The following is a 23,136-nucleotide window of genomic DNA, read 5'->3' on the forward strand; positions in this document are numbered from 1 at the left end:
TTAAATTTCTTTAGTGTGCGCCAAAGATTGTTCGTTTTTGACTGTTTAACTGATTAGAATGAATTAAGGAAAACATTTATGAAACAATTTATCTTTATACTTGTCTTGGCTTTTATCTGCCATGGCTCAGAAAAACTCAATTACGTTTTTATGATGACAGATGATCAGGGCTATGGCGACACAGGCTTTAATGGTCATAAAATCATTAAAACACCTCATCTTGATCAAATGGCCAAAGAGGGGGCAAAACTCACTCAGTTTTACGCCGGCGGGCCGGTATGCTCCCCCACACGAGGCACTTACTTGACTGGTCGTCATTATTATCGTTATGGTATTTGGGGTGCCAATGTGGGTCATTTACCCAAAGAGGAAATCACTTTAGCAAGCGTCTTAAAACAACAGGGCTATGTTACGGGGCACTTCGGTAAATGGCATTTGGGTACACTTAATAAAGACTACTCGACAAAAGGTGAAAGTCGTAAGCCTACGGAGAACTTTGCTCCACCTTGGGAACGTGATTACGATGAAAGTTTTGTTGTTGAGTCCTCGGTCTCGACTTGGGATCCCGCTAGTGAGAAAAATCCTTTTTATATCAATGGGGTGCCGATGAAGGGCACAGAGGAGAGCCTTTATGGTGGTGCGGCTCGCGTGGTCGTGGACAAGGCGATTCCCTTCATGGAACGAGCCGTCAGTGAAGGCAATCCTTTTTTGGCCGTAGTGTGGTTTAATGCTCCTCACGAACCGATTAAAGCGGGACCTAAGTATTTAGAAATGTATAAAGAACATGGTGAAGCAGCACATTATTATGGTTGCCTCACAGAAATGGATGAGCAAGTCGGACGCATTCGTGCCAAACTTCGAGAAATGGGCGTCGAGAAAAATACAGTTCTGTTTTTTTGTTCTGATAATGGTCCAGAAGGCAAGAAAGCGAAAGGGGCCAAAGCGGGGACAACGAGTGGTCTTCGCGGCCGTAAACGCAGTCTCTATGACGGAGGTGTTCGCGTTCCTGCTTTAGCCGAATGGCCAGGAAAAATTCAAGCTGGTTCAGTCATTGATGCGGCCATGTCGACTTTAGATTACCTGCCCACGGTAATCGCTCTACAAAATCATCAAATGCCCGATGAACGTCCTTTAGATGGTGAGAATATCTTAGCTTTGTTGACGGGTGAAGAGTCACAAAGAAAACGTGGAATTCCTTTTATCCATCGTGGTAAAGCAGTGCTTAATCGCGGCGATTATAAGCTGGTTTATCCGAAAGAACTCTATGCACTCAGTAATGATTGGTCGGAAGAAAATAATATTGCTTCGCAGTACCCGGAAATCGTAGCAGAGATGAGCAAAGAACTCGAGGCTTTTGTCTTGAGTATGAAAGAGAGTCATGCGGGAGCTGATTATGGTCTTGCTAAGTACAAGGCTTTAGATCCTTGGTCAGGCGTCAAAGGAATTGCGGAGGCGACGGTAGAGAATTCTAAGTCAGATAAGCTCAAAAAACGTGCCGATAAAAGCAAGAAGCGTAATAAGAAAAACAAGAAGAATTCGAATGAGACTCAAGTGAGTGAAAAGCATAAGCCCTTAGCTCAAAATGAGCGTATAGACATTTAATCAAAGAAATAAACTTTTGACTTGTTTCATTAAATAATTTAAAAACAGGAACTCAATTATGAAAAGAATTTTTAGCCTTTTAGTATTAGCTTTTCTCATAAATACGAAAGCGGATGATCGCCCCAATATTATTATGCTCTTAACGGATGATCAGCGTTACGATACTTTGGGATGCATGGGCAATGATCAGGTAAAAACACCCCATATTGATAAATTAAGTGAACGCGGTGTGACTTTTGACTCGCATTATACTAATACGCCGATTTGTCTGGGCAGCCGTGCGAGTACCATGACGGGAATGTATGAGTATACGAACGGCTGTAATTTTTCTCATGGCTTTTTGAGTCAAGAACTTTGGGATGAAATGTCTTACCCGGTTATTCTGAGAAACAATGGCTACTTTACGGGTTTTATCGGGAAGTTTGGTTTTCCGGTCAATGCTAAAAATTATCATGAGTATGAAAATTTACCTATCGATAGTTTTGACCGTTGGTATGGTTGGACTGGTCAAGGATATTTTGATACAAGTAAAAATAAGTACATGGTGAAATTTGCAAAAGAATACCCTCACGTCACGCTGGCAACAGCAGAGGCGGCTTGTGAGTTTATTGATGAGGCGCAAAAACAGGATAAGCCTTTTTGTCTTTCTTTGAGTTTTAAAGCTTCGCATAAACCCTTCAGTCCTGACCCCGCTTATGATGATGTTTACAAAGATACGGTTTGGAAAAAGCGTGCGAATTACGATGAGGGTGGCGCACGTAAGCTTCCACCGCAAGCCAAGCTCGGCCGACAGTATCTGACAATCGATGATTTCGCTCCAGAAAAGTATCAAGAATCCATGCGCAAATATAACCAACTGATTTACGGTATTGATCAGGCAGTGGGCAAAATAGTTGAGAAACTCGATCAAACAGGACTTTCAAAAAATACGGTAATAATCTATGCCACTGATAATGGCTATAGCTGTGGTTCTCACGGTTTTGGAGGGAAAGTTCTTCCTTACGAAGGACCGGCTCGAGGCCCCATGATTATTATGGATCCACGTAGTGATCAAACTGGAAAACGTTCAAAAGGTGTGAGTGGCAACGTCGATATTCATCCAACTATTTGTGACTTAGCAGGAATTGCGATACCCGCAAAAGTAGATGGCAAGAGTTTGCTTCCCGTTTTAAAAGATAGTGAAATACGGGTTCGAAAAGCCATGCCGGTATTTAACTTTTGGGGTTCAGCAGCAACTCATGAAATGACTATGGTGACGGAAGATTACAAGTATATTTATTGGTACTTTGAGGGTGATGGTATGGTTGCGGCTGAAGAGTTGTACCACCGTCATAAAGACTCTGCAGAAATGAATAACTTGGTGAATAATCCTGAAATGGCTCTCAAACTGGAAGAAATGCGTCAGCTCTTTGATGCTCAGGTTCAGCACATTCGCGATCATGCCATGGCTGATCGCAGCTACACGGAATACGGCAAACTCCTTGATCGCACACTTGCCTGGGAAGAAAAACAAAAGCATGTGCAAAAATCATTCATGAAGAGCTATATCCAGATGAAGGATATTGTCGAGAACGGTCAAACAAAGAAGCCGAAGAAAGAAAAATCAGCGAAAGAAAATAAGGCTAAAGTCGGTAAAGAGCGCGTTCGCAAAGCAAAAGATTCGCGCGAACCCCGTAAAGCTAAAGAATCTGCCTGAATAGTTACAGAGTTAAATTTCTTAGAGATAATCAAAAAAATCCTAAGCACGAAGAAGAGTCTTCGTGCTTTTTTATGTTTCGATAAGGGTATCAATTTAAAATTGAAACTCTTTTATCAATCTACCGTTAAGGCACTTCATCTGTTTGCGTAATTATACTTGTATAGCGTTTCATTACTTAGCTTGAGTTCAACAAAAGTTTTGATTTCGCTCAGTCGGAAATTATGAAATATGTTTGTTGATATGAAGTTTTTTATTAGGTTATTATCACTTTTAGCTATGGGGGCGCTGGCTGAGGGAGTTGTTGTAACTGCGAGTTCAATGCAGCGAGAAATTGCTAAATTTAATCCTGCCAATGTACTAGATGGAAAGTTAAATTCACGCTGGAGTTCCAAATTTGAATTTCCCCAAAATTTGGATATTAAACTCTCGCAAAATATAGATTTGAAGAGTCTTGAGATAATTTGGGAAGGGGCTATTGCTAAGTATTACACGGTTAAAGTCTCAGAAAATGGAAAAGACTGGGAGACCATTCTTGTTGAGAAAAATAAAACTAGTAAAGATGCTAAACTCATTGAACTTAATGAGGCGCTAGCCGTGAAGTACCTACGTTTTGATTTTATAGAAAAAAGGAACTCGTTACGGGGCCTCTATCTATGAGCTTAAGTTCAATTGTAAATTCTTTACTGAACTTTATTCTGATTCGGTCACAAGCGAAGTTGTGTCTTCTACAAGTTCTCCGATAAAAGTACCGGGAAATGTTGCGCCTAAATTAGAAAAGCATCAAAAACCTGAAGTTCAAAAAATCAAAAAGACAGACAAACGTATTTATATTTGAGAGCTAACTTTGTGCATGGAGGGGAATCAGTGAAATTAGATTATCGTCTAAAATAATAAATATCTTTTTTATTTGTCATTAATGTCATCCACTGCAGTTCTGTTTAGTAATGAAAGCTGATAAGGTTTTTTATTTACAAACAATAAAAGAGATTCTCTATGTTAAGGAAAAGCAATTTTTTATATTTCACCCTATGTCTATTCTTCAATATGAGCCTGTGGGCGAGTAACCGTCTCAATTTTGTTTTGATTTTGGCAGATGACCTGGGCTACGGAGACGTGGGATTTACGGGAAGTAGTCAAATCAAGACTCCTCATATTGATAGATTAGCAAAAGATGGAGTGATTTTTTCTCAAGGCTATGTTTCTTCGTCAGTTTGTGGTCCCTCACGCGCAGGTTTGATGACGGGGAAGAACCAAGTTCGCTTTGGTTTCGATAATAATTTAACTAACTATTTACCGCAGTTTAAAGATGAGTTTCACGGTTTGCCTATAAGTGAAAAAACACTCGCTACACGTTTAGCAGAAAAGGGTTACGTCAATGGTTTAGTAGGTAAGTGGCACTTAGGAGATAAAGAGCAGTATCACCCACTTAAGCGTGGCTTTCATGAGTTTTGGGGCTACCTCGGAGGTGGGCACCATTACTTTAGATCAAAACCCAATGGCAAAGGCTATGATTGTCCAATTGAATGCAATTATAAAACTCCACAGCCTATAAGCTATATCACTGACGATAAGGGTGATGAGTGTGTAGACTTCATTCGTCGTCATAAGGACGAGCCCTTTTTTCTTTTCGCCTCTTTCAATGCTCCCCACGCCCCCATGCACGCTAAGGAAGAAGATTTAAAGCTTTATTCACATATAGAGGGTGAGAAGCGTCGTGCTTATTGTGCCATGACTCATAATCTGGATCTGAATGTCGGTAAGATCGTTGCGGAATTAAAAGCTCAGAATATTTATGATAATACAGTCGTGGTTTTTCTCAGTGATAATGGTGGGCCCACGCCCAACAACGCTTCCTTGAATGCGCCTCTTCGCGGTGGAAAAGGCATTTTGTTAGAAGGAGGGATTCGCGTTCCTTTTACCATGACCTGGCCAGCAAAAATCCAAGCGGGTTCAAGTTTCAATAAGGCTGTGAGCTCAATAGATTTAGCCGCTAGTTTCACTGAGCTTGCAGGCGCTAAATTTAGAGCAGAAGAGATGGATGGTGTGAACTTAATTCCCTATATCACTGGAGAAAAACCTGGTCAGCCCCATGAATCGCTTAAATGGCGTTTTACCATCAGTGCGGCCATGGTGAGTGGCGACTGGAAACTCGTACGCTTACCTGATCGTTTGCCCGTGCTCTACAATTTAAAAGATGACCTTGCCGAACAGAATAACCTTGCGTTTGAAGAAAGAGACCGTCTTGAAAGCATGCTGAAAGAATTAGGTGATTGGGATGTTCGACTCCCACACCCGATTTTTATGGAAGGTGCACGTTGGAAAAAGGAGCAGCTCAAACTCTACGACCGTGATTGGAGTTTAGTTCAACCCAAATAGTTTCTAGCAACTTCTTTAAACTGCAGTGAGCCTACAAAAGAGTCTTTGAGTGCCGAAGGCATGGTATAACATAGCCCAATGGCGTAAGCCTTGGTGGAAATGGATAATGATATTTTGTGAATGCCGAAGGTATGATATAGAGCCCTATGTCGTTCCTCCAGAACTCATGTTTTCATTGATTTTTTTACCTAGTTCTCACGAACTAGGCTTAGTTATGGCGTGCCTTCAGCACTCAAAACAAGACTAAAAGTTTTAATCCTCTGCGCCCCAGCGACTCTGTGTGATATGAAATATACCATAGGCAAGATTCCTACGAGCCCTAAAACAGCAAGCCCTTAAGCCTGTAACTTCTCGGTGTTCTCTGTGCAATCTGTGGTGAAATTTTTCTTGAAACATAAGTACTAATCAAAAACTTAGTGTCTTGGCGCCTTCGCGAGGGAAACCTAAGAATAACTCCCATGTGCTAGTTCACAAAAAACATTATTATCACGCCAAGACGCTAAGTCGCCAAGAAGGACAATTTGAATTATTTCAGAATGAAACAAGTCAAAAGCGATGTTTTAACTCTGCGCCCCAGCGACTCTGCGTGATATGAAATATACCATAGGCAAGATTCCTACGAAGCCCTACAACAACAAACCCTTAACCCTCTAACTTCTCGGTGTTCTCTGTGCACTCCGTGGTAAAATTTTTCTTAAAACATAAGTACGGATCAAAAACTTAGTGTCTTGGCGCCTTCGTGAGAAAAATCTAAGGCTAACTCGAAGAACTCAAATAGGAAATATAGGGACGCCGTCACCGACCCTACGAGGCTTGCCAGCCATCGACCGGCAGAATAAGAAGGAAGTTATTAATGCAGGCAAGATGCCTGCGCTCCCAGCAAAAAACTATTTACTCTGCCAACTTTACTTTATAAAGAGTGAACGCTGCTTTTCTCTGCCAAAACCTTGGACCAGAATGCTTTCTTGATTCAATTTTATTATGGCGTAGGTATTCTCGGGAGTATCCACCATGCCCTTGAGTGTGAGGTAATGTATGCCTTGTTTCTCTGCGTAATTCCCCTTGTGGTTGTGACCGTTGATATAAGCTTTGACGCAAGGATAATCTTCTAACAGAGCGACGAGTTCTTTTGCATTCCATAAATTATGTGGGTCTTTTGGATAAACGGGGAAATGAGAAAAGAGAATGACTTGTTGATTGCCTTCTTGTGATTCTTGAAGCAGGGTTTCTAACCACTTCATTTGTTCTTCACCTACCGCACCATTCCATTTTGGGCTAGTGATCTTTTTTGTTTTGTAATACTCAGCGGCATATTTGTATTCAGGACTCTCTTTGGGGTAGGCATGAAAGCTCACATCGTTACCATCGAGTATGATAAAGCGCCAGTTCGCTTTATCGAAGTAATGATATTTTGAGTCCATCCCCATTTTTGTGGGCACATCTTTTTTGAGTTCATCGGCAACATCAAAGTCGTGATTGCCTAGGGCATGATAATGATCAGCTTTCAGACTATTATAAATGGGTAAGACCACGTCAAAACTTTTAAAATCTTTATCAATGAGATCGCCTAGATGAATGACAAAATCTAAGTCCTCTTTGTTGAAGTGTTCTACACATTGAGCAAGCTTTTTATGAGAGCTCGAGTATTTGCGAACTCCGCGACTTTTTTGATCACAGTACTGGCAGTCAGCCACGGCACCAAAAGTGAGTTTTTTTGTGTTCGTGCTTGAACAGGAGCTCAGAATTAAGCATAAAATGAGAAAAGCTGAAAATTGTTTCATAGATTTACCGAGTTATCACAGTGAGGGTTAAAAATAAGCTGAGTTTTGATTTACTTATTAACTAAGTTTAAGAAAGAAAATCTCAACAAGTATAAAGATTATAAGCTTTACTTTGTTATTATTTAATGGTCGGAATAAAATTAAAAAAACATAGCTTTCTTAGCCACCAGCAATAGGGCTCATGAAAGTGATCGGGTCCGATTTCTTGATAGGGCTTTGCTTGTCATGTTCATACTGATTATCATTCACAAAAATTAATATCGAGGGATGGATAGAGCTGGACGACTTGAGAAGGACTTCACTGAGAGATGGCTCCATTTCACATATACGGAGGACGATATCTTGTATATTGAGTTCTTCAATGGATTCCATATGAATAAATTCTTTCCCAGCTTTTTGCTTGAGCTGGCCCCATAACTTAATTTTATAATTCATATGATTTATGACTCTCCTTAGGGATATTAATAATTCTCCCTTTTGATAATTTAAAAATGATTGAGCCCAAACTTTGCGCTTCTCGCATACTATGAGTGATGTGTAAGACAGTTAGTTTTTTTAACTTAACTAATTTGGCAAGAAGCTGGCTGATTTCATCATGAAGTTCTTCATCTAAAGCTGATAAGGGTTCATCAAAACATAAAACTTCGGGTCCCATAGCTAGAGCTCGAGCTAAGGCAACGCGTTGCTTCTCTCCACCACTTAAAGTATTGGGATAAGAGTTGAGGACTGAAGTGATTTCCATTAGTTCGGCAAGTTCAGTAACAGTTTTATTGATTTCATTGCGAAGTGTTTTTTTAATGGTGAGGGGAAAAGCAATTTGTTCACCAGCACTTAAGTGGGGAAAAAGTGCCCCATCTTGGGGGACATAGCCAATTTTTCGATCCCAGGGATCCATGTGGCTTATATTTTTGTCATTGATGAAAATGGCCCCTGAACTTATTTTGCGCAGTCCGCAAAGCGCTTCCATTAAAGATGTTTTTCCCGTTCCACTGCCCCCCATCAGAACCGCATAGGCTTGTGATGGAATGGTGAGGTTGATGTCCTCTAATGAAAAGTCACCTTGTTGGATATGTATTGCTTCCATTTTAATCATTTGCGAATACTCTCCCCGGAAGCAAATAGGCGTGTAATGATCAATATAATAATGGATAAGAAAATCATCATTAGCGAGATGACCAAAGTCCCTTTTAAACTACCTGATTGGAGCTCGAGAAAGACAGAAGTGGGCAGTACTTCTGTACGAAATGAGGTGGAACCAGCAAAGACGAGAATAGGGCCAAATTCTCCAAGTGACCTAGCCCAGGCTAAAGTGAGTGCGGTGATTATACCATAGCGAGCTTGGGGTAAAATGACGAGAAAAAAAGCTTGAGTTCGATTACAGCCTAGAGTGAGTGCGACATTTTCAAAACGAGTTGGAATGCGTTCAAATGTGACACGTAATGTTCTGACCGCAAAGGCGCAGGCTACAGTAAATTGAGCAATTATGACGGCTGGGATCTCGAAAACAATCCATTGACTGACCCAGGAGAAGGGCGCTAAATTAAAGAGTGCTAATAGACTGATACCAATAACCAAAGGCGGAAGGATAATGGGGATGTCCAGGACTGCATCAACAAACTTTTTAGCGGGGAACTTATGGTGCGACATGATGTAAGCAATGGGAATGGCAACCCAAATAGAAAGGATAGAAGATAGCGAGCAGCTCAGGAGACTCAAAATGAGTGAATAGCGAATCTCCGGGGAATAAAAAATGTTGAGAAAGGCGTCGGTTCCACTAAGTTCCGCCATCGTCAACCTCTCACCCTTTCTTATCATGTCGCCATCTTCAACAATGACTGTTTCATAATGTAGGGATTCAGGATTTCGCTCAATAAAAAAAGTTTCTTGATTATCCTCGCTTTCGATACCTATGGAATTATCTCCCCCATGTAGCCAGTTGAGTGTGACCTTTCCTCCATGGCGACTGATCAAGCCAGCTTTTCCTTGAGGTTCTTTCACAAGGTAGAGGAAATCTGCAGCAATAAATAAGATAAGCATGAGAAAATAAAAAGTACTTATCGTCCATAAACTGAGCCTAAATACTTTATCAACTTGTTGCTTATTGATCAAAGCTCACCCTGCCATTGAAAGCCCGCTTTGAGAAAGCGCTGACGTGACTTATCGGACTTTAATGTTCTTATTAAGCGTCCCATGAGAAGGGGGTATTTTGATTTTTTATTTATGCTAATATTTTGTATTGCAGTTGCTAAAGGATGTTGAATGGGGATAAGCTCATATTCTTGGTTGAGTAGGGCACAGTTGGCGGTATAAACTAGTGCAGCATCCAATTTGTCGTGGGCAGAAAATGCGGTTAATAACTCGTGTGCTGTGGGAGTCGTGACAATAGCATTTTGTTTAGCTTGTTCTTCTATTTTTAGTTCTCTAAGCATTTTCCAGCTGAGGTAGCCAAGAGTACTTTTTTTGGGATTAGTGGTGCCAAATTTTATCCCTTCATTTTGTAGGTCACTTAAAGCTTTAATGTTTTTTGGATTGCCTTTTCGAACGAGGATGACAATCTCTGTGGAAGAAACATCTTTGGCTGCGATGAAATCATTTTTGACTTTGTCGTAATAGCTCGCATCACAAGTCATGAACCCATCTGGCCCTTGCAGGGAGTCGGCTTTGATAGAGGCGACTAAGGTGCCGCAACCAGCATATGAAGTACTGATCTTTACGCCCTCTCGTTCTTCAAATTCTTTAATGGTTTTACTGACGGCATTTTTATTAACGCCTCCACAATATAGGTTCAGGGCCGGCTGACTGGCCCATGAATCACCCGAATTAGGAGTGAAAGCATACTTTTCGAAAATATGTGCTGACTCAGGTGCAGATAGGTAACGAGCTAGGTGTAAGGCAGTGGAGGGTTTGGCATTATTACTAATTAAATTTACTGAAATCTCGGCGCGTGAATTATTTAATTCCTCTAAGTCAATGATTCTTAGATCAAATTGTTTAGCGGTGGTATCCCATATAATGCCAGCACGAATATCCTGGGAACTTTTTATTGAGGCAGCGCATTCAGTAACTTTTGAATGAATAACTTTGGCATTAGCTTTGAGCTTATCCCATAGCTCGTGGGGCATGAGGGTGTCTTTCGTTTTTTTTCCGGCTCCAGCGCGTTCATTGCAAATAGCTAGCTTGATGTTTTTTTTGAATAAATCATCAAAAGAATTGATCTTTATAGGGTCATCTTTTTTAAGGGCAAGAACGAGACGAAAACTCGCGAGGGGGAGCTGCTCAGCACTTAGTTTTTTGGCTAAAGTCCTGTCGGTAAATGAATTGTCAGCAGGGATGTAGAGGTCAGTTCTGCTTTTGTTGAATTGGGCATCTTGTTGGATTTTACTCTCTAGCTCCCCGCTAGAGCCATACTCGATCTGAACTTTCACTCCGGTCTCATTTTCATAGTTTTGACATATTTCTTTGATGGGCATTCGTATCCCTGCTGCGCAGTAAACGAGTAATTCATCATCTTGAGAAACCGTGTTCTCATCATTCATTTTAAAAATGGCGAGACCAAGAACAAAGACCACGATTACCGAGATGAAAAAGTTTCGTAAGCCATGTTGTTGAGAATGTTGAAATAAATTTTTATCTGTGTTGATTTTTTTAGCCATAACTTATACGAGTTCTCCGTTTTTCATTGAGTATTGTTTATTACTATATGAGTGAATTCTCTGGTCGTGGGTAACCATGAGAACCGCCCCGCCAGATTGACAAAATTGACTGAGGTTATCCATAAGGATTTTGGTGTTTTCATCATCGAGATTGCCCGTGGGTTCATCTGCAAAAATAAGTGATGGAGAAGTCACTAGAGCTCGTGCTGCAGCGACGCGTTGTTGCTCGCCAACACTGAGCTGAGACGGTTTATGTTTGAGGCGATGGCTGAGTTGAAAGCTATCAATGAGTTTGAGTGCCTTTGCCTTGATATTGGGTATCTGAATATTAGCTGAAGGTAGGGTGATGTTCTCTAAAATATTGAGATAGGGAACTAAATGAAATTGTTGGAAAATGAAGTTTAAGTGCAGTGCTCGGAAGCGGGTCCGTTGACCAGAGTTCATTTCGTAGAGGTTTTGATTTTGGATGATGACTTCACCACTATCGGGAGTGAGTAGGCCAGCACCCATCATGAGCAAAGTCGATTTGCCACAACCACTAGGGCCGTGGATAGAAAGAAAATCACCAGATTGAGCATGGAGGTTGAGCTCTTTAACGGCCTTTACTGAAGAACTTTGCCCATCATAGGATTTACTTATTTGTTTGATTTCAATCATAATAATTAATCCTGTTTTAAGAGTGTGGCGGGGTCAGTGGATAATGCTTTGGCACTAGCCGGAAATGCGGCCACTAAAGCGATAAGAGGACCAAAGATAAAAACAGACAGTATTTCTTGGAAGAATAAAACCGGGGGATGCTGGCTATTGAGTACAGGATCGAAAGGAGTGTTGAAACAGCTCAGGACTAAGAAGAGGCAAAGGCAGGAGGCTAAAAGGCCTGATAGGCAACTTCGACTGAGGAAGATGAGAAAAACCTTGCTCTTTGAAAAGCCGTTGGCTGAGTAAATTCCCAGCTCATTTCTCCGTTCCCTAAGGTTGTGCATAGATAGGATAAGGATAGTTAAAATAGCTAAAGAAAGCGAGGAACTCATAATGATAAGAGAATTTTTTCTAAGGCCTGAACGTAAAACTTGGCGTTGGTTTTTTATTCCCTTAAGCTCATCGCTTGCTTGCACTTTTAATAAACTTAATTGTTCCTGACGGGCCTTGGCGGCATTGACGCGCGCTTCGGCTCGAGCCAATGCAGAACTTTGTTTTTCTATGACCTTGGTGCCAGGTAAAATAGCTTGAACTTCCGCCCGTACTTCACCGAGACGGTCGAGGCTTGCACAATTGCAGTTCAGAGCGAGAATGGAACTGATTCTACCTTCGAGATTGAAGAGCTCTTGGCAATCTTTGAGGTTGATCCAGACAGAAATATCATCTTTTGATCCACGTTGCTCATGGCATTTTACAATGGTGAACTCCTTCCCTTGTAACTTAATCTTTGAATTGACTTTTAATCCGATCTGTCGATGAAGTTCGTATCCTAAAACAATTTCGCCACTTGTGACTGGGTCGAGCAAGGCTCCTTTGATCCTACCCTTGTCATCAGTGACTAAACCGCGATGGGCAATGGGAACTTCGCCACGTGTACCAATGACAATGATATTTCTTTTTTGCTCAGTCCAATCAATTTTTCTGACCAGGCGTGGCAGTAGGTGGTTGATTTTGGCCAAGCTTTTTGTTTGCGCTAACTTATTCACATAATTTTCAGGCATGGTTTTACTAGCGAAGCCACGGTCGTGAACATCAGCTAAGTTTTGCCCTTCGGGAAAAATGAAAATGTTAAAGCCCAAGCCTTTCATGTTTTTGCGTATTTGATCCTCGAGCTTTGTAATGATGGCTTGAGTTTCCTCTTGGTGCTTTTTGTTAGTTTGGTACCAAGTTTCTTCATTGATTCTCAGTGTCGAATTGGTCTCGCTATCAAAGCTTCTTAAAGAAATGATACTGATTAACAGACTGAATAATCCTGTTGCCATGAGCAAAGTTGAGCTTAGGAAGGCAAGTTTACGATACATGACTTCCCTAATAATGATTTTAAAACAAGACATGATACAGGGGCTTATTTAAAGCAGTAGATATGACCTGCATCAGTACTAACCACCAAGGACTGATCAATAATGGCTAAACCGTAAGCTCTACCATTGACTTGTAGTTTTTGTTTGAGCTTCCCATTGTGTGCATCCATAATCAAGACGGCGTTATCACTGCCACCGATTAAGGAGTCTCCGGCCTTAATCCATGAAATGGGTGTTTCTGCATCGACTTTCCAGAGGGTAGTCGACTGAATATTCTTATTAATGACAACAAGTTCTTTATCAATTTCCTTTGTGCGTACTAAATCTTCGGCAGTAGGCTTGCGCTTTTTAGCCGTAAATGAATTCTTTTCTTTGATTAATTTATCTCGCTGCATGGTGTGTTTTGAATAGTTTATTCGGTTGATGCAATGCAGTTGCCCATTCTTGTGATAAAAGGCTTTTTCTTTATCAATGATCATGCGGTCAGTGCCATCTAAGGTCACCATATTGGTTTTTGACTTTGTATTGGTCATCAGCACGACATCATTTTTGTTTTTTTGGTTTCTGGGCCCAGAAATTAACATGTCATCTTCACTCACGAGTAGGAAAGTGGAACCTGCATTTCCCAAGGAGCCATTGCGTTGACCCGTATTTTGTTTAAATAGAAGGGCGGAGGCTCTCCCCTGGGGGATGATGAGTTGATCTGAGGCTGATAATATAGCGCCCTCGAGGGTGGCCTTGCTATATTCTGTTTTATAAATTTCAGAGCCATCTTCGGCGTTTACACAGCATATATAAGAGGTCTCCCAAGGGACTAAGGAATTCGCAAAATATGCTTTGCCATTTTCCACAATGACTCCCGTACGGCAAGGCCACATGGAGATGAATTTGCCATTGCTGGGGATGGTACGTCCATTGTTGACAGCCGCATATTTCCACAGCAGTTCACCCTTTAGATTGATGCAGTAGACAAAACCATCATCAGAACCAAAATAAAGTTTGTTTTGACTAATAGTAGGGGGGAAGCGAACAGGGGCATTGGTGAAGAAAAGCCAATCTTCTATTCCCGTTTTAAGGTCGAGGCAGTGTACGGCATTATCAATGGAAGATGAAAAGTAAACTTTACCATTTTGACCCGTGACAAAAAAAGCGGGATCAAAATTACGTAGTGATTGAAGCCCTGTGTTTGCCGCCCAGGCATCCCATTTTGCCGGAGCACTCCAAGCTGTTTGTGGGCGTGTTTCTGAAAGTCGTTTCCACATGGGTTTGAGTTGAGAGGATATTATGTCGGAGCTCACGCCACTTCGTCTATAATCGTGTTTGTAGGTAGGCCAGTCTTTTGCTTGAATGAAGCTACTGATGCAGAGTAAGGTGAATAAAAGTTTCATTATTTTGTCTCCCAAGGGCTAAAGCCCAAAGATGTTTCAATCCATCCACCGCAAGAGCAGCCAGCACCACCTTCCGGTACTAAAAGCATGCCAGAAGCCGGAATCATGCTTAACCAGCAACTCGGTCTGAGTCTAGACCAGGTACTTGTTTTACCTGTTTCTTTTGACCATATAGAGATCTGGCGGCTAGTGCCCCGAAAGACAAGGCCCTGTTTGATTCCCACATAATTGTGGCAGCCTTCTCGTTTGCCGATTCCTTTGCGGATTTGTTTACCAGAAATGATATTATAGGCCATGGGCTCTTGGTAAATAGTATTATCGACAATAACGGGGTGGAGCATATGACCGGAATGGTGACTACTTGGCCAATTGTGATTCACCTCCCATACTGGCTTGCCGTTTTTAATGTCAAAATTATAGATATAATACTTTTTATTTTTGCTGTTACTTAAACTAATGAGTAGACTTTTATCTGTGCTTTGCATGTAAAAAACAATATCTCCATCAACGGTGTCAATGTCCTTCTCCCAGACAACTTTACCACTTTTGGCGTTGAGACAAACGAGGAATTGATTGTTCCAAAGTTGTTCTTCAGTAATTCTGGAATCTTCGAGCTGAAGGACTTCAGGGTTTCGAGTCTCGACAAAATAAATGAGTTCATTTTGGTAGCAGATACTCGTGTTAATAATGAGACCCAACTTGTAGGTCCATAGCCTTTCTCCTTTTTTACTTAAAGCAAAGAAGCTTTCACTGCATACTTTACCAGTGCTTTTATCATTGAGATTATCATACCATTGATTGTTGCCGTAATACTCTTTGTAAATGGATTCAGGACGTACAGAGGAGCCATAAATTCGATCTTTATCTTGACCGATGAAGCCCCATTCGTAGTTCTTCATACGCTCTTTCATCTCAAGGCTATAGTGATTGATGACCTTGCCATCTTTGGCATTAATTAATAAGATATGATCATTGATAGCGGTGTATACGATTTCGCCATCCGTACACCAGTTTGACGCATCGCGAGGGATGTTGACACGACGGAGTTTGGGGATTTCTAGGGTCCATAAAATACTTCCGTTATGGGCATCAAGTGCGGCCATGCGATTCATGCCTTGGTGGAATAGTCGGCCATTGGCAGATAGGGGGGCGGGCATTCTCGGGTTGCGATCAATTCCGAAATCGCCACCAGGTCGTCCGATCCATTGCAGTTTCAGGTTTTCACTACTACTCATATTATTTAAGCTTTCCCCAGAGTATGTACTGTTGTTTCCTGATCCATATTGCGAAAGCCATTGCCCTTGGCCCTTAAGTTCCATTTTCTTGGCAATTGAAAACTTTTTATGGGCAATAGTTTTGAAATCGGCATGAGGGGGGATTTTACTCGTGCTTATAAGGACTCCAGATGGTTTCACATGTTTCACAAGCTTTTCAATGGTGGATGATTTTACGCCGCTCAGTAAAAGGGTGTTGAAAATGTTTTGGCTTAAACTTAAGTTTTTTAAGTCTTTATAATAATAGGCGTTTATACGTGAGCCATAAAGTTTATTCTTGTATAGTGAGAGACGCAGTTTGTTGACTAGAGCATCATTATCGTGGAAATAAGAGATCTGCATCTTGCTTTGCGCCGCAAGAGCCAGCAGTAATGACTCAGAGGTTTTTCCAAAAATGGCTAGGTGACCATGGGAGTTTTTACTGAGCTTAAGGATTTCTTGAGCTGATTGAAGTGCAAGAGAACTTTTCGTTTCTAGGGGAATAGGGGCGTAATTAACATTGCTCTCCAATTCGAATAAAGGGTTTTTGAACTCTTGGCCAGATTTGTTGCTAGCAATGATTTTATATTTGTATTTGTAGCCTTTATTCAAGTTTTTTAAAATGAATTTTTGTTGCTTAGAGCTTGAGCCTTTATATATTTCCTTAGTTCCGGAGTGATGGTAAAGTTCGACATGACAATTCATTGGCTCAAAAAGGTGGAAGTTAAGTTCGGCACTACTTGGTGAAAGGAATTGTAAAATGGGCGTTCTGTCAAACGGAAGTTCCTTGGGGAGAGCCTTGATAGATGCGTCTGAAAGGGACTGGATTTGTGATTGATTTAAAGCTTTATTTTGAAAACCAGCACTGATCATTAAGCCATTTAGAGGAGTTCTTTCATCTTTGTCTTTATAAGCACCTACAATGAGCTCACCAAAATCAGCATAGAGAATGCTACCCGATAGGTCTCTGCGACCAGTGAGCTTACCATTGATATAGATTTTAATTTCTTTTCCATCATAGACACCCGCTACATGATAAAGAGTGTTTTTCTTAAACTTCTCACTACTTTGTACATAGCTGAGTCGCCCTGAAGTCGCCACGGCAAAGTTGAAGTTGCCTTCGTTATAACCCAGTAACCAACCTTTTTCGTAACTTCCGTTATCTTGGAAATGGCCAATGATGGAACCCCACTTTGTCCCTTCTTTTAAAGAGACAATGGCTTGAGCACTGACTTTCTCCCTAGGTAGTCGTTCAAGAGTTATTTTCGGGAAACTCAGTACATTCCCACTAGCTTGCCAACCATATCCATCAATATTGGGAAGTTCTTCAAATTTTCCTTGTTCCTTAGCGCTTGAAGAAATAATGCTTTTCCCTTTGATCATTTCTTTATTGAACTTTACGGAGAACTCTTCAATTACCTCCGAGTGAAGTTGAGCCGCTAAGGGAATGAGGAGGAGGGTGAGAAACTTGTAGCTTATTTTCATGAAAATTCCTGGTTTGTATAAGGCTGATTCAAGCAAGGGCTTAGGTGATATTTGTTATTTAATGTTATTTGATATAGATATTAGCTGTTGGAAGACACCGCTTCAAGCTTGCAAAGTGTGGGTTTTTTTCAACATATTAACGAAGTTTTATTTGTCTTTTGGGTTTGCATTCAGCGGATGTCTGAATAATGCTATAAACATAATCGTTTGAAAAAGAAAAGTTTAGGAAAAAAGAATGATGATGAAAAAAATATGGCTATGTTTCCTTATTGTATTAAGTTCGAATGCATGTGAAGTTCCTGTTTTTCGTTTTGCTCTAGAGCGTTGGGCTGCGGATAAATACACTTTGCAATTTGATGAAGGTTTAGCTCTAGCTACAGATCCTAAAAGGCTTGAGCTTATCGATAAATTAAATAGCTTGGGCGAAAGTAAAGCTAACATAAAAATTCTTCGTCAAAAATCTAATCAGCAGTTTTCTTCTCTTAGCTTATATGAACCAAATAAAGGAATGTTACAAGCTAAGGCAGTTTGGGAAGGTTTTTTTAATCATGAGAACTTAAATCATTTGGTCGAATCACCTGCGAGGCAAAAGTTAGCAGACTATTTATTGTCGGGAGCTTCAGTTGTTTGGGTCATTGTTGAGTCGGGTGATAGCGAGAGGGATGCTGAGTTTGAAAAGCAATTAAGAGCTCATGTTGCTAAGGCACAAAAAGCTTTGAGTTTATCCGATGAAATAATTTTGATGGATGATCAGGAAAAGATAGACTCCGCTTCGACCAAAAAAGAGTTGGATAATATGATAAAGTCATCAATACCTTTAAAAATTGATTTTTCTTATCTCCGAATTTCCAAAGACGATCCTGCAGAGGAAGTTTTCTTGAGCATGCTATTTGCCAAAATGCCACCCTCTGAAAGACTCAATGAAGCTTTTGCCTTTCCCGTTTTTGGTCGAGGGCGAGTCATTAATGGAGTGCCTGAGTCAAAATTAAATGAGGCAGGGGTTGTTGAGATGTGCCAGTACCTCTGTGGTCGATGCTCTTGTACAGTGAAATCTGAAAACCCTGGCATGGATCTTTTGATGAATATTTCTTGGGATCAGTATGTTGCAGAGGGGAGTATGCAGGTACGTGAAATATTGCCTCCTCTAAGTGGTGTCTTAGAGTTAGATGATTCTCCGGAGAAGCAAGAACTCGATTCTAAAACTTCGAATGAAAGTCAAGACTTAGATCCTCAAGTCACATCACCAGTGACAAAGCAAGAAGTCTTAAAGCCAGTTACCTTTAAGTCCTTGTGGATCACAATCGGAGTCTTTGCTTTCGTCTTGGTATTATCGACTATGTTTTTGCTCAAAAAAAATAAATAACTGTTCATAGGACCTTTGTTATGATTGAAATAAAAAAGCAATTAATGGAAGTGGGCTTATCCTCTAAGGAAGTTGAAGTCTATTTGAGCATTTTAAAAATGGGCTCATCAACGGTGATGGAACTTTCTTATGAAAGTGGAGTGAATCGCTGCACGGTATACGATATTTTAGAATCTCTAAAGAAGATGGGCTTAGTGACTCAAACATATAAAGGCAAGCGTCGTGTCTTTATGGTTCAGCACCCAGAGAGTTTAAATTTAATGCCGCGCAAAGCTTTGGATGTCATTGGTGAGATTATGCCCGAACTCAACTGCCTCTATAACAAAGCTATGCATAAGTCCCGCATTGAGTATCATGAGGGCTATGAGGGGATAGTTTATGCCAACGATAAGCTCTTGGAAGTGACAGAGAAAGAATATTATTACTTTGGTTCTGTAGAAGAGATGACTCGACTTATTGGTTCTCGTTATTTAGAGAAATTTGTGAAAAAGCGGGTCTCTTTAGGGATTTGGTCGAATGCGGTTCGGATTCGCGGTAAAGAAACAGATCTAGACTTTATGCAGGGGGACGATAAAAATTTGCGGCGGGTAAAGTACTTTCCTCGTTCGATAAGTGAAGATTTGGCTGCTTTATATGTGACTGATAGCCATGTATTTATAATCTCATCTCTCAATGAAGGTTATAGTATTATTATTGAAAGTTTTGAACTGGTGTCTTTGATGAAAACAGTTTGGAACATCATTTGGGCTGTAGCAGAGGATTAGAACTATTTCTTATGCTTAGCTTTTCACGATTAAGGCTTAATTTTGAAAAGGCACGAGCGGCTTATTTTAAGAGAAGCGGTCTGGAGCCGATATATAGCTAGGCGAAAATAAATCCTGATTTATAGGGCTCACGAATGTGAGTCTTTTTTTTATGAATATTTATATGAAAAGTAAGTATTCTTGAAGGTTATAAATGTCACTTTGACGAAGCTTTGTAAGTCGTCATATTGTAGAGGATTTGAGCTCCGATTATGACTTCTTAGCCATGAAATCAGTCCCGTCTTTCAGGAGATAGGGATCATCCGTTTTGGGTGCACTGCATTTAGAGCTGACCACTATGTCGCCTTCTTGAAAAGTGCCCAAGTATTGATTAAGTGCTTTGATTAAGATACTAGATTTATCGGCATTGTATCTACCAGTGCCTTTTTGTCCGACCCAAAGTGTTTGACTACTATTGTGTAGGGGGTAGATGTTATCATTATCATTATCATTATCGTTATCGACATAAATACATTTTAAGGCATAGCCGTTTTGTCGCTGTTTATTTATGCAGTCCGCATTAAGGGTAGTTTTGCGTGCTTTTCCTAAAGCTGGCAATAAAAGTGATGCTAAAATGCCTATGATTGCTATGACTGCTAAAAGTTCTAACAAGGTGAATTTTTTCATGTTTTCATATCTCCTTTGAGCTTTTTAATGATTGTTGATCCTTAGTAAAATAGGCTTAAGCTAATGATCTGACAATTCTTAAAAATGGGGGGTATTTCACCATTTTATCTTCTTTTAGGGTATGGAGGATCCTATCTTTGTTTTTTTGATACATCATTGCGTGTTCTGAGGGTGGGGTTGTTTTTTGTTAGATTTAAATGAACTTAGAAAGTTTTAGTGTTGGTTTTTATATCTGACTTGAATAGCTGTAATAACTTTCCTCAGTATAAAGTATTGAAATATACCCACATTCTTAGGCGTTGTTAGCTTTAGTTCTTAATAGTATGCTTGCTTACAATTATAAATAATTAGACTCAGATTTTATGATAGACTATAAAGGATGTGGCGATCAGGCAGTGGCGTATGAATTTGGAATTTCACCAAATGAAGAGCTACTTCGAATACAGAGTGAATACCGTAAAAAGAAACTTAAGGAGTCTCTATTAGGTCCTATAATTTCGACGACTGTACATATCATTTTTATTATAATTGCGAGCCTTTTTAAAGGCAAAGCTCGAGTAGCGGCAGCAAGTGCCGCAGCTCAAAAGCTTGGCGACCTTACGGCTCAGTATGATTTGAAACTCTTAGAATGGACGAGTGATAAAAAAGGTGATGCACGTTTTGTTATGTACTGGATGTATTATGCTACTCAGGTCATGTTTCAGCGCGGTGGTAGAGAGTGGAAAGTTTGGAATAAAAAGTTTCAATCCCTACTCATGAAAAATCAGCATCCGGATGGCTACTGGTTAACTCTAGCGATTCAAGGGGTTGAAACTCACGGCTGTGACATGTCTGATGTAGATAATAAAATATACTCGACCACACTCTCCGCTCTGTAGCTCACCGTTTATTATCGTTATTTACCTTCCTCAGTTGTGAAAAAGTCTACGATTGCGAGTCAAGTCAGTCATGAAGCTCCAGGGAAAGATCAGGGCGAGGAAGTCATCGATATCTTTTGATGACGAACACACTGCAGTACACACCTTGTTCATGGCGCGATAAATAAGACCTATGTGATGAAAAATTTAATTTCATGCATGGGCCTACTGGGCTTCCATGAACATAAAAAGAAAAATTTGCATCGCAGCCTTCAGTAAGATTAATTACTGTCGAAAATATCTAACACTTTACACCCTTGTCGATTATACGTGAAGCACTAATTTTACTCACATCACTAATTATGGATTATTAATGAATTACAAAAAACTACAAATTCGCATCTTTACATTAAGTTGGCTATCCTATGCTTTTTACTATGTGAGTCGCAAAAACTTTTCAGTTGTTAAGTCAACTCTTCACGAGGACCTCGGCTTCTCAATGGTACAATTAGGGACAATAGAAACCCTCTATGCGGGAAGCTATATGTTAGGACAATTTATTTCCGGAGCTTTAGGAGATAAGTTGGGGCCGCGAAAATTATTAACCTTTGGAATGTTCGGCTCTGCCATTACTTCAATTATCATGGGGCTAAGCGTCGCCTATAGCATTTTTGCCTTTTCTTTGGTTTTTAATGGGCTTTTTCAATCGACGGGTTGGGCTAATAATTTAAAGGCAATGACTCCTTGGTTTAATCAAGAAAGTAGGGGGAAGGTTACCGGTTTTTGGTGTACTTGTTATACAGCAGGTCCCATTATTGCCACTGCAACAGCAACTTATTTGCTGGTCAATTACAGTTGGCAAACAGCCTTTATTATTCCTGGGATTTTGGTTATGGCAGTAGGGGCATTAGTATTTTTCTTTCTGATCGATTCTCCAGAAAAAGCGGGGTTTGAATCAAGTGAAGTGACCCCTTCGAGGGAAATTAATGAGAAGTCAAAAACGCCATTTATGCAGATGATTACTCATCCAACAGTGATTGTTTACGGCATTGCCTATGCCTTTATTAAGTTCGTGCGCTACAGCTTCACTTTTTGGCTTCCTTGGTATTTATACGAGCGTTTAGGCTTTTCTAAAGGTGATTCGGGTTATGTGTCGGTGGCGTTCGAAATGGGCGGATTTTTTGGGGTTATTGGAATAGGGGTCCTATCAGATAAATACTTCAGTAAAAACCGTGCCAAGATTGTTGTGATATGCATTATGGCCATGGCAGGGGCGCTTTACTTGTATCAGCTTTTTGGTGGGGCAGACATGCTACTCAACGTACTTTTACTCGCCCTTATTGGCTTTATGCTTTTTGGTGGAGATTCGGTTCTTTCGGCGTCGGCGACACAGGATATTGGCGGTAAAGAAGCGACGGCATCGGCAGTTGGTATAGTGAATGGTATAGGTTCATTAGGAGGTGTCTGTGGTGGTGTAATCCCAGCTTTGATTACGCAAAGATTTGGTTGGTCAGCACTATTTTATTTTTTAATTTTCTCAACAATTTTCGCTGGGGTTTTACTCTCGGTTTGTACTCAAAAAAAAGGAACTCGAATTGATAGACAAAACTAAACTTTTTATTTTCGACATGGATGGAACCTTAGTTGATACTGAGAGATTATATATGAAATCACTCATGAAGGCCTGTGGAGCTCGAGGTTTTAAACTTGATCTAAGTTCATCAAGTAAAATGGTTTATGGTAAGGCATGGACCAGTGTATTTGAGGATGTAGATGGATTAAAACCCAATTTATTTGAATCGAGTAAAGAATTGGAAAAAGATTGCGCAATTTACTTTGATGAATATATAAAAAATTATACCCCCGCTATAGCAAGTTCAGTGTCTTTACTCAAAGAGCTTGCTCAAGATAATCCAGTTTGCATTGTTTCGGGTTCATCTCGCCAGCACATAGCTCATTTTATTGATAAGCTTGAGATAAAAAACGAGGTAGACTTTTATCTGGGGAATGAAGATTATAAAATAGGTAAGCCCCACCCAGAATGTTACTTGAAAGCAGCACTTAAAATGAAAGTAGATACCAAAGACTGTGTGGTTTTTGAAGATTCCACTGCAGGAGTGAGCGCAGCTAAGAGTTCGGAAATGTTTTGTGTGGCCTTCAAAAATGAGGATAATCCCCAAGATCTTTCTCATGCCGATTTGGTTTTAACTTGCCTCAGCCAGTTTTCATCAATGAGTACGATTTAAAGA

At 40.4% G+C, this 23,136-nt stretch carries 19 protein-coding genes; 9 read left to right on the forward strand and 10 right to left on the reverse strand.

What is annotated here, in order from left to right; genetic code table 11:
* Window positions 1-78: 78 nt before the first annotated feature.
* The 4 genes from LNTAR_RS04825 to LNTAR_RS04840 all read left to right on the forward strand — a co-directional run bounded on the left by LNTAR_RS04825 (window position 79) and on the right by LNTAR_RS04840 (window position 5,677).
* The gene (locus tag LNTAR_RS04825; RefSeq protein WP_007277515.1) at window positions 79-1,602 is read left to right on the forward strand and encodes a sulfatase-like hydrolase/transferase; all 1,524 of its coding nucleotides are present in this window, start codon (window positions 79-81) and stop codon (window positions 1,600-1,602) included.
* A gap of 58 nt (window positions 1,603-1,660) precedes the next feature.
* A complete protein-coding gene (locus LNTAR_RS04830) occupies window positions 1,661-3,298 on the forward strand; it encodes a sulfatase family protein (protein ID WP_007277516.1) in 1,638 nt (545 codons plus the stop codon).
* Between the two features lie 231 nt (window positions 3,299-3,529).
* Entirely contained in the window at window positions 3,530-3,958 is a 429-nt protein-coding gene (locus LNTAR_RS04835) for a discoidin domain-containing protein (RefSeq protein ID WP_007277517.1), read from the forward strand.
* A 336-nt stretch (window positions 3,959-4,294) separates the two neighbouring features.
* Window positions 4,295-5,677, forward strand: a complete 1,383-nt coding sequence (locus LNTAR_RS04840) for a sulfatase-like hydrolase/transferase (RefSeq protein WP_157473241.1) — start codon at window positions 4,295-4,297, stop codon at window positions 5,675-5,677.
* Between the two features lie 905 nt (window positions 5,678-6,582).
* Here the strand turns inward: LNTAR_RS04840 and LNTAR_RS04845 are convergent.
* The 9 genes from LNTAR_RS04845 to LNTAR_RS04885 all read right to left on the reverse strand — a co-directional run bounded on the left by LNTAR_RS04845 (window position 6,583) and on the right by LNTAR_RS04885 (window position 17,237).
* The gene (locus tag LNTAR_RS04845) at window positions 6,583-7,458 is read right to left on the reverse strand and encodes a metallophosphoesterase (protein ID WP_007277519.1); all 876 of its coding nucleotides are present in this window, start codon (window positions 7,456-7,458) and stop codon (window positions 6,583-6,585) included.
* A gap of 159 nt (window positions 7,459-7,617) precedes the next feature.
* Window positions 7,618-7,893: a MoaD/ThiS family protein gene (locus LNTAR_RS04850; RefSeq protein WP_007277520.1), complete on the reverse strand. Its 276-nt coding sequence runs from the start codon at window positions 7,891-7,893 to the stop codon at window positions 7,618-7,620.
* The gene (locus LNTAR_RS04855; protein ID WP_007277521.1) at window positions 7,883-8,551 is read right to left on the reverse strand and encodes an ATP-binding cassette domain-containing protein; all 669 of its coding nucleotides are present in this window, start codon (window positions 8,549-8,551) and stop codon (window positions 7,883-7,885) included. The genes LNTAR_RS04850 and LNTAR_RS04855 overlap by 11 nt, the downstream gene beginning before the upstream one ends.
* Window positions 8,548-9,567, reverse strand: coding sequence for an ABC transporter permease (locus LNTAR_RS25170; RefSeq protein WP_007277522.1), 1,020 nt, complete (start codon window positions 9,565-9,567; stop codon window positions 8,548-8,550). Before LNTAR_RS25170 ends, LNTAR_RS04855 begins: the two co-directional genes overlap by 4 nt.
* Window positions 9,564-11,111 carry a molybdate ABC transporter substrate-binding protein gene (gene modA / locus LNTAR_RS04865; RefSeq protein ID WP_007277523.1) on the reverse strand — a complete coding sequence of 516 codons (1,548 nt, stop codon included), beginning with the start codon at window positions 11,109-11,111 and terminating at the stop codon, window positions 9,564-9,566. The genes LNTAR_RS25170 and modA overlap by 4 nt, the downstream gene beginning before the upstream one ends.
* Window positions 11,112-11,114: 3 nt before the next feature.
* Complete coding sequence (locus LNTAR_RS04870) at window positions 11,115-11,768, reverse strand: ABC transporter ATP-binding protein (protein WP_007277524.1); 654 nt, start codon at window positions 11,766-11,768, stop codon at window positions 11,115-11,117.
* Between the two features lie 5 nt (window positions 11,769-11,773).
* Window positions 11,774-13,111 carry an ABC transporter permease gene (locus LNTAR_RS04875; RefSeq protein WP_007277525.1) on the reverse strand — a complete coding sequence of 446 codons (1,338 nt, stop codon included), beginning with the start codon at window positions 13,109-13,111 and terminating at the stop codon, window positions 11,774-11,776.
* 44 nt (window positions 13,112-13,155) lie between these two features.
* Entirely contained in the window at window positions 13,156-14,499 is a 1,344-nt protein-coding gene (locus LNTAR_RS04880; protein ID WP_007277526.1) for an outer membrane protein assembly factor BamB family protein, read from the reverse strand.
* Entirely contained in the window at window positions 14,499-17,237 is a 2,739-nt protein-coding gene (locus tag LNTAR_RS04885) for a LamG-like jellyroll fold domain-containing protein (protein ID WP_007277527.1), read from the reverse strand. The genes LNTAR_RS04880 and LNTAR_RS04885 overlap by 1 nt, the downstream gene beginning before the upstream one ends.
* A 235-nt stretch (window positions 17,238-17,472) precedes the next feature.
* On the opposite strand from LNTAR_RS04885, the gene LNTAR_RS04895 reads away from it, so the two are divergent.
* Both LNTAR_RS04895 and LNTAR_RS04900 read left to right on the forward strand, forming a co-directional pair.
* Window positions 17,473-18,600 (forward strand): hypothetical protein, encoded by a 1,128-nt coding sequence (locus LNTAR_RS04895; RefSeq protein WP_007277529.1) that lies wholly within the window; start codon window positions 17,473-17,475, stop codon window positions 18,598-18,600.
* A gap of 20 nt (window positions 18,601-18,620) precedes the next feature.
* Window positions 18,621-19,364 (forward strand): TrmB family transcriptional regulator, encoded by a 744-nt coding sequence (locus LNTAR_RS04900; protein WP_007277530.1) that lies wholly within the window; start codon window positions 18,621-18,623, stop codon window positions 19,362-19,364.
* A 249-nt stretch (window positions 19,365-19,613) separates the two neighbouring features.
* Here the strand turns inward: LNTAR_RS04900 and LNTAR_RS28350 are convergent, their stop codons facing one another.
* A complete protein-coding gene (locus LNTAR_RS28350) occupies window positions 19,614-20,030 on the reverse strand; it encodes a type II secretion system protein (RefSeq protein WP_007277531.1) in 417 nt (138 codons plus the stop codon).
* Window positions 20,031-20,392: 362 nt separating this feature from the next.
* Here LNTAR_RS28350 and LNTAR_RS04910 point away from each other — a divergent pair, with 362 nt between their 5' ends.
* From LNTAR_RS04910 to LNTAR_RS04920, 3 genes are all read left to right on the forward strand, one after another.
* The gene (locus LNTAR_RS04910) at window positions 20,393-20,908 is read left to right on the forward strand and encodes a hypothetical protein (protein WP_007277532.1); all 516 of its coding nucleotides are present in this window, start codon (window positions 20,393-20,395) and stop codon (window positions 20,906-20,908) included.
* A 352-nt stretch (window positions 20,909-21,260) separates the two neighbouring features.
* Window positions 21,261-22,499, forward strand: coding sequence for an MFS transporter (locus LNTAR_RS04915; RefSeq protein WP_007277533.1), 1,239 nt, complete (start codon window positions 21,261-21,263; stop codon window positions 22,497-22,499).
* Window positions 22,483-23,133, forward strand: coding sequence for an HAD family hydrolase (locus LNTAR_RS04920; RefSeq protein WP_007277534.1), 651 nt, complete (start codon window positions 22,483-22,485; stop codon window positions 23,131-23,133). The genes LNTAR_RS04915 and LNTAR_RS04920 overlap by 17 nt, the downstream gene beginning before the upstream one ends.
* The last annotated feature ends 3 nt before the right edge of the window (window positions 23,134-23,136 follow it).

The organism is Lentisphaera araneosa HTCC2155, assembly GCF_000170755.1.
Taxonomy (GTDB): Bacteria; Verrucomicrobiota; Lentisphaeria; order Lentisphaerales; family Lentisphaeraceae; genus Lentisphaera; species Lentisphaera araneosa.

What these genes read in the sequence shown, in the direction of transcription:
- LNTAR_RS04825 (WP_007277515.1), top strand. Translation starts at nt 79, where the DNA reads ATGAAACAATTTATCTTTATACTTGTCTTGGCTTTTATCTGCCATGGC.
- LNTAR_RS04840 (WP_157473241.1), top strand. Translation starts at nt 4,295, where the DNA reads ATGTTAAGGAAAAGCAATTTTTTATATTTCACCCTATGTCTATTCTTC.
- LNTAR_RS04895 (WP_007277529.1), top strand. Translation starts at nt 17,473, where the DNA reads ATGATGATGAAAAAAATATGGCTATGTTTCCTTATTGTATTAAGTTCG.
- LNTAR_RS04900 (WP_007277530.1), top strand. Translation starts at nt 18,621, where the DNA reads ATGATTGAAATAAAAAAGCAATTAATGGAAGTGGGCTTATCCTCTAAG.
- LNTAR_RS04830 (WP_007277516.1), top strand. Translation starts at nt 1,661, where the DNA reads ATGAAAAGAATTTTTAGCCTTTTAGTATTAGCTTTTCTCATAAATACG.
- LNTAR_RS04855 (WP_007277521.1), bottom strand. Translation starts at nt 8,551, where the DNA reads ATGATTAAAATGGAAGCAATACATATCCAACAAGGTGACTTTTCATTA.
- LNTAR_RS04850 (WP_007277520.1), bottom strand. Translation starts at nt 7,893, where the DNA reads ATGAATTATAAAATTAAGTTATGGGGCCAGCTCAAGCAAAAAGCTGGG.
- LNTAR_RS04880 (WP_007277526.1), bottom strand. Translation starts at nt 14,499, where the DNA reads ATGAAACTTTTATTCACCTTACTCTGCATCAGTAGCTTCATTCAAGCA.
- LNTAR_RS04915 (WP_007277533.1), top strand. Translation starts at nt 21,261, where the DNA reads ATGAATTACAAAAAACTACAAATTCGCATCTTTACATTAAGTTGGCTA.
- LNTAR_RS04835 (WP_007277517.1), top strand. Translation starts at nt 3,530, where the DNA reads ATGTTTGTTGATATGAAGTTTTTTATTAGGTTATTATCACTTTTAGCT.
- LNTAR_RS04875 (WP_007277525.1), bottom strand. Translation starts at nt 13,111, where the DNA reads ATGTATCGTAAACTTGCCTTCCTAAGCTCAACTTTGCTCATGGCAACA.
- LNTAR_RS04870 (WP_007277524.1), bottom strand. Translation starts at nt 11,768, where the DNA reads ATGATTGAAATCAAACAAATAAGTAAATCCTATGATGGGCAAAGTTCT.
- LNTAR_RS04845 (WP_007277519.1), bottom strand. Translation starts at nt 7,458, where the DNA reads ATGAAACAATTTTCAGCTTTTCTCATTTTATGCTTAATTCTGAGCTCC.
- LNTAR_RS04885 (WP_007277527.1), bottom strand. Translation starts at nt 17,237, where the DNA reads ATGAAAATAAGCTACAAGTTTCTCACCCTCCTCCTCATTCCCTTAGCG.
- LNTAR_RS28350 (WP_007277531.1), bottom strand. Translation starts at nt 20,030, where the DNA reads ATGAAAAAATTCACCTTGTTAGAACTTTTAGCAGTCATAGCAATCATA.
- LNTAR_RS04910 (WP_007277532.1), top strand. Translation starts at nt 20,393, where the DNA reads ATGATAGACTATAAAGGATGTGGCGATCAGGCAGTGGCGTATGAATTT.
- modA (WP_007277523.1), bottom strand. Translation starts at nt 11,111, where the DNA reads ATGGCTAAAAAAATCAACACAGATAAAAATTTATTTCAACATTCTCAA.